At 71.4% G+C, this 7,461-nt stretch carries 7 protein-coding genes; 2 read left to right on the top strand and 5 right to left on the bottom strand.

What is annotated here, in order from left to right; all coding sequences use genetic code 11:
• Window positions 1–103: 103 nt before the first annotated feature.
• Window positions 104–1,027 (bottom strand): DMT family transporter, encoded by a 924-nt coding sequence (locus tag ACWEVN_RS44685; protein WP_452055327.1) that lies wholly within the window; start codon window positions 1,025–1,027, stop codon window positions 104–106.
• 71 nt (window positions 1,028–1,098) lie between these two features.
• Here ACWEVN_RS44685 and ACWEVN_RS44680 point away from each other — a divergent pair, with 71 nt between their 5' ends.
• Complete coding sequence (locus ACWEVN_RS44680) at window positions 1,099–2,016, top strand: LysR family transcriptional regulator (RefSeq protein ID WP_452055326.1); 918 nt, start codon at window positions 1,099–1,101, stop codon at window positions 2,014–2,016.
• On the opposite strand, the gene ACWEVN_RS44675 is transcribed toward ACWEVN_RS44680, so the two are convergent.
• The 4 genes from ACWEVN_RS44675 to ACWEVN_RS44660 form a co-directional block, all read right to left on the bottom strand.
• Entirely contained in the window at window positions 1,973–2,308 is a 336-nt protein-coding gene (locus tag ACWEVN_RS44675) for a hypothetical protein (RefSeq protein WP_449673683.1), read from the bottom strand. The genes ACWEVN_RS44680 and ACWEVN_RS44675 overlap by 44 nt on opposite strands.
• 14 nt (window positions 2,309–2,322) lie before the next feature.
• Window positions 2,323–3,672, bottom strand: a complete 1,350-nt coding sequence (locus ACWEVN_RS44670; RefSeq protein ID WP_449682952.1) for a protein kinase domain-containing protein — start codon at window positions 3,670–3,672, stop codon at window positions 2,323–2,325.
• A 107-nt stretch (window positions 3,673–3,779) separates the two neighbouring features.
• On the bottom strand, window positions 3,780–4,241 hold the full coding sequence (locus ACWEVN_RS44665) for an HNH endonuclease (protein WP_310975663.1): 462 nt from the start codon (window positions 4,239–4,241) through the stop codon (window positions 3,780–3,782).
• 91 nt (window positions 4,242–4,332) lie between these two features.
• Window positions 4,333–5,271, bottom strand: a complete 939-nt coding sequence (locus ACWEVN_RS44660) for an alpha/beta hydrolase family esterase (RefSeq protein WP_452055325.1) — start codon at window positions 5,269–5,271, stop codon at window positions 4,333–4,335.
• Between the two features lie 156 nt (window positions 5,272–5,427).
• Here ACWEVN_RS44660 and htpG point away from each other — a divergent pair, with 156 nt between their 5' ends.
• Entirely contained in the window at window positions 5,428–7,317 is a 1,890-nt protein-coding gene (htpG, locus tag ACWEVN_RS44655; RefSeq protein WP_452055324.1) for a molecular chaperone HtpG, read from the top strand.
• Window positions 7,318–7,461 lie beyond the last annotated feature (144 nt).

Below are 7,461 nucleotides of genomic sequence, written 5' to 3'. Positions count from 1 at the left end.
GCCGGCGGGGCGAGCCCGGCCACGCCCGCCGCACCGGCGAGCAGGACCGCGAACACCGAAAATGTTCTTCGCACTGGCACCTCCGTGTGGTGATCGATCACCACTACCGACGAGCCGGGCGCCCCGGCCGTTGAGCCGCGTTGTCGATCTCTTCCGAATTACCCTGACCGGCCCAACGACGGACCGTGGTCCCGATCAGGACGACGCCGGCGACGCTGAGCACCCCACCCGCGAGATCCACCCAGGTCGGCCGCTCGCCGAGCCAGCCGAACGCCACCGCCAGCGCCACCGCGGGCACGAGGTAGAGGGCGGCGGTCGCGACCGTGAGCGAATGCCGGGCCACCGCGTACCCCCAGGCGACGAACCCGGCCGCCGACGGGAACGCGCCGAGGAACACCACGGACAGCGTCGCTTCCGGTGGCGCGCTCGCGAAGGCGTGCACGGCCTGGGGCGCGAGCGGCGCGAGGAACAGCGTCCCGGCCCACATCGCGTAGGAGGCAACCTCGAGCCCGGTGTAGCGCCGCAGCAACGGCTTGCTCCCGAGGTGGTACACCGCCTGGACGGCCGCGGCGGCCAGCACGGCCCACGCCGCGGCCGAATAGCCCAGGCCGCCACCCGTGGCGATGAGTGCGCTGCCGCCGAGGGCCACCGCGCTGCCCAGCAGCTTCGCCGTGGTCAGCCGCTCACCCAGGAACGCCGCCGCGAGCAGCGCGCTGAACACCGGCGCCACCGACACGAGCAGGCTCGCCGTGCCCGCCGGGACGTGCACCTCACCCCAGTTGAGCAGCAGCTGGTAGGCGCTCATCCCGGCCAGCCCGCACCCCGCGATCGCCGGCAGGTCCGCGCGGCGCGGACGGCGGACGCCCAGCACGGGCGCGGCGAGCAGCAGCACCGCCGACGCCACCGCGAGCCGGGCGAACGACAGCCCGGCGACGCCGTAGCCGTCGAGGCCCACCTTGATCGCGGGGAACGCCGACGCCCACAAGACGACGGTGACGGCCAGTGCCGCGGTCGCTTTCAGCTTCACCAGCCCATCGTCAGCGGTAGGATGCTGAAGTACCAGTTACTCTTTCTTGCCCGAATAGGAAGCCGGACTTCATGTTGGAGCTGCGTCGCCTGCGCGTCCTGCACGGACTCGCCCAGCACCGGACCGTGGCCGCGACGGCGGCGGCCCTGCACCTGACCGGGCCCGCCGTCTCCCAGCACCTGGCCGCGCTCGAACGCGAGGCCGGCGTCCCGCTGCTGGAGAAACGCGGCCGCACGCTCGCCTTCACCCCGGCCGGACGGCTGCTGCTCTCGCACGCCGAAGTCATCCTCGACGACCTCGCCGCCGCGGAATCGGCACTGGCCGCGGCGGCCGGGAACGGTGGCACCGGCACGGTCCGCGTGGCGGCCTTCGCCTCCGCGGCCCGGCAGCTCCTGCCGCGGGCGTGGGGTGGGCCGGTCTCCCTGCGCTTGGTGGAGCAGGAGCCCGACGCCGCCCTCGGAGCGCTGCTTCGTCAGGACGTCGACATCGCGGTGGTGCACGGCTATTCGCTTCTGCCGCGGGAGATTCCGCCCCGGTGCGCGGAGCGGAGCCTGCTCGAAGACCCGGTCCTGCTGGCGCGCGACCCGGCGTCGCCGGGGCCGGCCGGCGGTGAACCGGTGGACCTGGCCGACTTCGCCGGGCGGCCGTGGCTGGTGCCGACGGCCGACCTGTCGTGTTACGCGATGATCCAGCGGGCCTGCGGCGCGGCCGGGTTCGTGCCGGAGATCGCCGCGGAATCCGCGGACTTCGCCGTGCTCGTCGCTCTCGCGGCAGCGGGCGCGGGCGTCGCGCTGGTGCCGGCCATGGCGTTGCCCGGCGGGCCGCTCGGCGTCAGCCTGCACCCGCTGCGGGAACCGTTGACGCGCAAGGTGTTCGCGGTGACGCGGGCGGGCCTGGCGCGGCGGCCGGACGTCCGGGCGGTGCTGGACCGGCTGGACAGCGCCGCTACTTCTTACGGGCTTGCTCGACGGCTTCCAGGAACTCCTTGACCTTGGCGAGCTTGTCGCGCCCGTAGCGGAAGGTGTTGCCCGGCAGTTTATCGCACCCCATCGGCACGTTCGCGACGATCTCGGTGTGGCCTTCCGGTCCCACGAAGACGATCTCGCCGACATCCTTGCTGGTCGCCTCCCGGTGCTTGACGTCAATGAGCTTCGCGACCCGGAACCGGTGCGGCCGGTCGTCCGGGAGGAACCCCAGCGCCTTCGTGGCGACCTTGAGGGTGACGGTCCGGCCGTCGAAGTGGATCGAGCGGCGCCGGTCCCGGACGTGGTGGGGCTTCAACGGGCCTCCCGTGGTCAGAGCGTCCGGCAGGTGAGCGCCGGGCGGGCGTCGTCACTTCCGTTCTGCGTCAGGGCGATCAGGCCGAATGTCGTCGTCGCGTCCGCGTCGAGCTTCGCGTTCCAGGCGGCGTTTTCGACCGTCACCGTGGAACCATCGACCGAGAAGGTGCCGTTCCACAAGCCGCTGATGCGGTGACCGGCGGGCAGCTGCCAGCGGACGCTCCAGCCGGACAGGCCCGCCGTCCGGTCGTTGCGCACCGTCACCTGGACCTGGTAGCCGCCGGGCCAGGAGTTCGTCACCTCGTAGCGGGCGGCACAGCCCAGATCGGCGGGCGTCGTCGGGACGGGGCTGGAGCTCGGGGGAGCGGACGGGACCGGTGCGGCCACCGGCGTGCTGTCCGGGACGATCGCCGTACCGATCACCACGCCGAGGGCCAGCAGCACCGCGCCCGCGGCGCCCGCCAGGACGAGCCGGCGGCGCGGACGGCGGACGCGCAGGAGCCGGGTTCCGGCGCGGGGCCGCGGCCGCGGCGGCGGCAGGGGACGGCCGCCGGTGACCGCTTCGAACAGCTCCTGGACCTCCGCCATGGCCGGGCGCGCTTCGGGGTCCCGCTGGAGCATCCGGGTGAGCACTTCGGCGAGCGGCCCGCGGTGCCGCGGCGGGATGGTCTCCTCCTTGGCGATGCGCAGCAGCAACGTGATCGCGTTGTCCTCGTTGCCGAACGGGGGAATGCCCTCCAGCGCGCGGTAGAGCGTCGCCCCGAGGGAAAAGACGTCGGCCGGGTACCCGGCTTCCCGGCCACCGGCGACTTCGGGCGCCAGGTACGCCGGCGTGCCCGCGATGAAGCCGCCGCCGGTCACGGTGCCTTCGCCGGTGGCGCGGGAGATGCCGAAGTCGGCGATCTTGACGACGCCGGACTCGCCGAGCAGGACGTTGCCGGGGGTGACGTCGCGGTGCACGACCCCTTCGGCGTGCGCGGCGGCCAGCGCCGACGCGATCGGCGCGCCGATGCGCGCCACCTCCTCGGCGGGCAGGGTCTCGCGGTCGAGGAGGAGCTCCGCCAGGCTGCGCGACGGCAGGTACTCCATCACCAGGTAGGGCCCGCCGGGCGCCTCGACGACGTCGTGCACCGTGATCGCGTGCGGGTGCCGCAGGCGGGCCGTCAGCCGTGCTTCGCGCAGGGCCCGCTGGTTCGCCTGGTCGCCGGCGGCCGGTCCGATGGCCGCGTCGTAGTCCAGCTGCTTGATCGCCACGACCCGGTCCAGGCGCTCGTCGCGGGCGCGCCAGACGACGCCCATGGAGCCCTGGCCGATCCGCTCGGCCAGCCGGTAGCGCCCGGCGATCAGCTCTCCTGCGTCGGTCACGGCGACCTCCCCGGCCTTCCCCAGCGCACACGGGACACACGGATGCGGGTGGCGATCGGTTCGAGCCTAACGGCCTGCCCGCCGGTGTGCCGACGGACAGGCCGTGCTCAGGTGCCGGGCCGGTGCAGTTGGTCCCACGCCGGGACGTACGGCGTGAACCGCAGCTTCATCCCGGCCTCGGCCGGCAGCTTGTCCGCCTTGCGGGCGTTGCAGCTGCGGGCCGTGCCGCCGCACGCGGCGACCGTGTTGAGCCAGTCGGTGCGGGCGCCGCCGCGGCTCAGCGGCGTCACGTGGTCGATCGTGGTGGCGCGCTGCCCGCAGTAGGCGCAGCGGTGGCCGTCACGGACCAGCACGCCACGCCGGGACCAGCGCGGCGGCTGCGTATATCGCCACTTCATGACGACGTAACGCAGTAACCGCACGATCTTCGGGCGCGGGAACAGCCCGTAGGCGAGACCCTCCTCGGCCTCGTGGATCTCGGCGACGTGGCGCACGAGCATGCGGATCGCGTGCGGGACCGAGACGGTCTGCAGCGGCTCGTAGCCGGCGTTGAGGACAAGCACCTTCACAGCGCACTCCGTGGCGACGATGGGGACGCGGGACTTTCCCGCCTGGTGGAATCAATCGTCGCCGAGCGGCCTGACCTGCGTCAATCGCGTTTCACCACAGGGGATGCGCGCGGAAGAACCGCCAGATGACCGGCGTCGCGTCGATTACCGTCGGCGTCGCGGAATCGTTGTTGGGCCGGGTGCTGGGCCAGACGTGCCCGGCGCCTTCCACGCGATAGTGCTCCAGGGCGCCGCGCCGGTCGCAGCCGAGCCACTTCTCGGCGACGACCCCGGCGACCGGCGTCCACGACACCGGGGCCGGGCGGCAACCGTCCCTTGTGGACCAAGCCGCGAGCCAGTCCGGGATCGCGGGCAGGCCCTTCGCCGGGTTGCCGGTGTAGGGGATGGTCGTGTCCGCCGTGCCGTGGAAGTCGAGGACCGGCACCGGACGGCGGGGCGTGCAGGCGCCGCCCTGGGGATAGAAGGCCCCGGACACCGGCGCGAAGGCCGCGATCCGCCCGCCCATGCGGCAGGCCAGCACCCCAGCGAACCCTCCGCCGTTGGACTTGCCGGCGGCGTAGATCCGGCTCGGGTCGACGCACAGGGAACGCTGCAGGGCGTTGAGCAGGTCACTGGTGAACAGGACGTCGTCCGCGGCGGCCGAATAGGGCGCGCCGGTCCAGGCCGATTCGCCGTCGGTGCCGATCAGGCCCTGCGGGTAGACCGCGATCGCGTCCAGCGCCGAGAACCCGGACAGCTCCTCCTGGTACTGGGACGTCCGCTTGTGCCCGTGGAAGGACAGGACCAGCGGGTACGGCCGGTGCGGGCGGTAGTGCGCCGGCAGGTGGACGGTGTACTCGCGGTCCAGGCCGCCGGAGGTGACGTGCCGGGTGGTCGTCACCCCGGCCGGGAAGCCGGGCGCGCGCCCGCAGCCGGTGGTCGGGACGGGGCGGTCGGCGACGCCCGCCGCGGCGGCGGGCGCGGCGAAAGCGGTGGTCAGGGCACAGGCGGCGGCGAACACGGCCGCCCAGCGGGGCAAGCGTCCGGGCACTCGATCCTCCTTGATCGACAGCGGGGCGTGGCCAGCATCACACCGGGAGTCGCCGGTCCCTAGATTGCGTTCATAAAGTGCGCGGTCCCGGACTGTCGGACCCGCTCGGTAGGATCGACCCAACAACGGCCGCCGGACATGCGGAAAGGGATGGAAGTGACTGCCCCGATCGAGACGCTGGAGTTCCAGTCGGAAGCGCGTCAGCTGCTCCAGCTGATGATCCATTCGATCTATTCGAACAAGGACACGTTCCTGCGGGAGCTCGTGTCCAACGCCTCCGACGCCCTCGACAAGCTGCGGCTGGAGTCCTACCGCGACAAGGACCTCGAGGCGGACACCGGCGACCTGCACATCGCGATCGAGACCGATCCGGAAGCGCGCACCCTCACGGTCCGCGACAACGGCATCGGCATGACGCGCGAGGAGGTCGTCGCCCTGATCGGGACGATCGCCAAGTCCGGCACCGCCGACTTCCTGACCAAGCTGAAGGAGGCGAAGGACGCGGCGGCGTCGCAGGACCTGATCGGGCAGTTCGGCGTCGGGTTCTACGCGAGCTTCATGGTCGCGGACAAGGTGACGCTCGTGACGCGCCGCGCGGGCACCGCCGAGGGCGTCCGCTGGGAGTCCACCGGCGAAGGCACCTACACGATCCAGCCGGTCGAGGACGCGCCCCAGGGCACCGCGGTCACGCTGCACCTCAAGCCCGAGGACACCGAGGACCACCTCTACGACTACACGTCCGCGGCGAAGATCCGCGAGATCGTGAAGAAGTACTCCGACTTCATCACCTGGCCCATCCGGATGCGGGGCGAGGGCGACGAGGCCGAGACCGTCAACTCGATGAAGGCGCTGTGGGCGCGCTCGTCGAGCGAGGTCACCGAGGACGAGTACCACGAGTTCTACAAGCACGTCAGCCACGACTGGCAGGACCCTCTGGAGACGATCCGGCTGCAGGCCGAGGGGACGTTCGAGTACCAGGCGCTGTTGTTCCTGCCCTCGCACGCGCCGATGGACCTGTTCCTGCGGGAGCGCAAGCGCGGGGTGCAGCTCTACGTCAAGCGCGTCTTCATCATGGACGACTGCGAGTCGCTGGTGCCGGAGTACCTGCGGTTCGTCAAGGGCGTGGTCGACGCGCAGGACCTCTCGCTGAACGTGTCGCGGGAGATCCTGCAGCAGGACAGGCAGATCCAGCTGATCCGCCGTCGCCTGGTGAAGAAGGTCCTCTCGACGGTCAAGACGATGATGACCGCCGACGCCGAGAAGTACGCGACGTTCTGGCGCGAGTTCGGCCGCGCGGTCAAGGAGGGCCTGCTCGACGACTTCGAGAACCGCGAGGCCATCCTCGAGATCTCGTCGTTCGCCTCGACGCAGGACGCGGAGAAGCCGACTTCGCTGCGTGACTACGTCTCGCGGATGAAGGACGGCCAGGAGCACATCTACTTCATGACCGGCGAATCGCGGTCCGCGATCGAGAACTCGCCGCACATGGAGGCGTTCCGGGCCAAGGGCTTCGAGGTGCTGGTCCTGACCGACCCGATCGACGAGATGTGGGTCGACTCGGTGCCGGGCTTCGACGGCAAGCAGTTCCAGTCGATCGCGAAGGGCCAGGTCGACCTCGAGTCGGAGGAGGACAAGAAGGCCACCGAGGTCGCCCGCGAACAGCAGAACAAGGACTTCGAGAGCCTGCTGTCGTGGATGGGCACGGCGCTGGGCGACACGGTCAAGGAGGTCCGGTTGTCGTCGCGGCTGACGACGTCGCCGGCCTGCATCGTCGGCGACACCCACGACCTGACCCCGACGCTGGAGAAGATGTACCGCGCGATGGGGCAGGAGCTGCCGCCGATCAAGCGCATCCTCGAGCTCAACCCGGAGCACGGGCTGGTTTCGGGGCTGCGCGAGGCCCACGCCGCCCGCCCGGAGGACGAGGGCCTGGCCGAGACGGCCGAACTCCTCTACGGCATGGCCCTGCTGGCCGAGGGCGGTGAGCTGGCCGACCCGTCCCGGTTCATCAAGCTCCTCGCCGGCCGCCTGGAGAAGACCCTCTGACCCGTGACCGGGCCCGTGACTCACGTGACTAGGCCCGTAACTCGCGTGATTGAGCCCGGATCTCGCGTGATTGAAGCCCGTAACTCGCGTGATCGGGGCCGGAACTCGTCGGTTCCGGCCCCGATCACGCGAGATCCAGATCGG

The organism is Amycolatopsis sp. NPDC003861 (assembly GCF_053605405.1).
The sequence above is the reverse complement of the archived record's forward strand: the minus strand, read 5'-3'. Positions and strand labels throughout refer to the sequence as shown.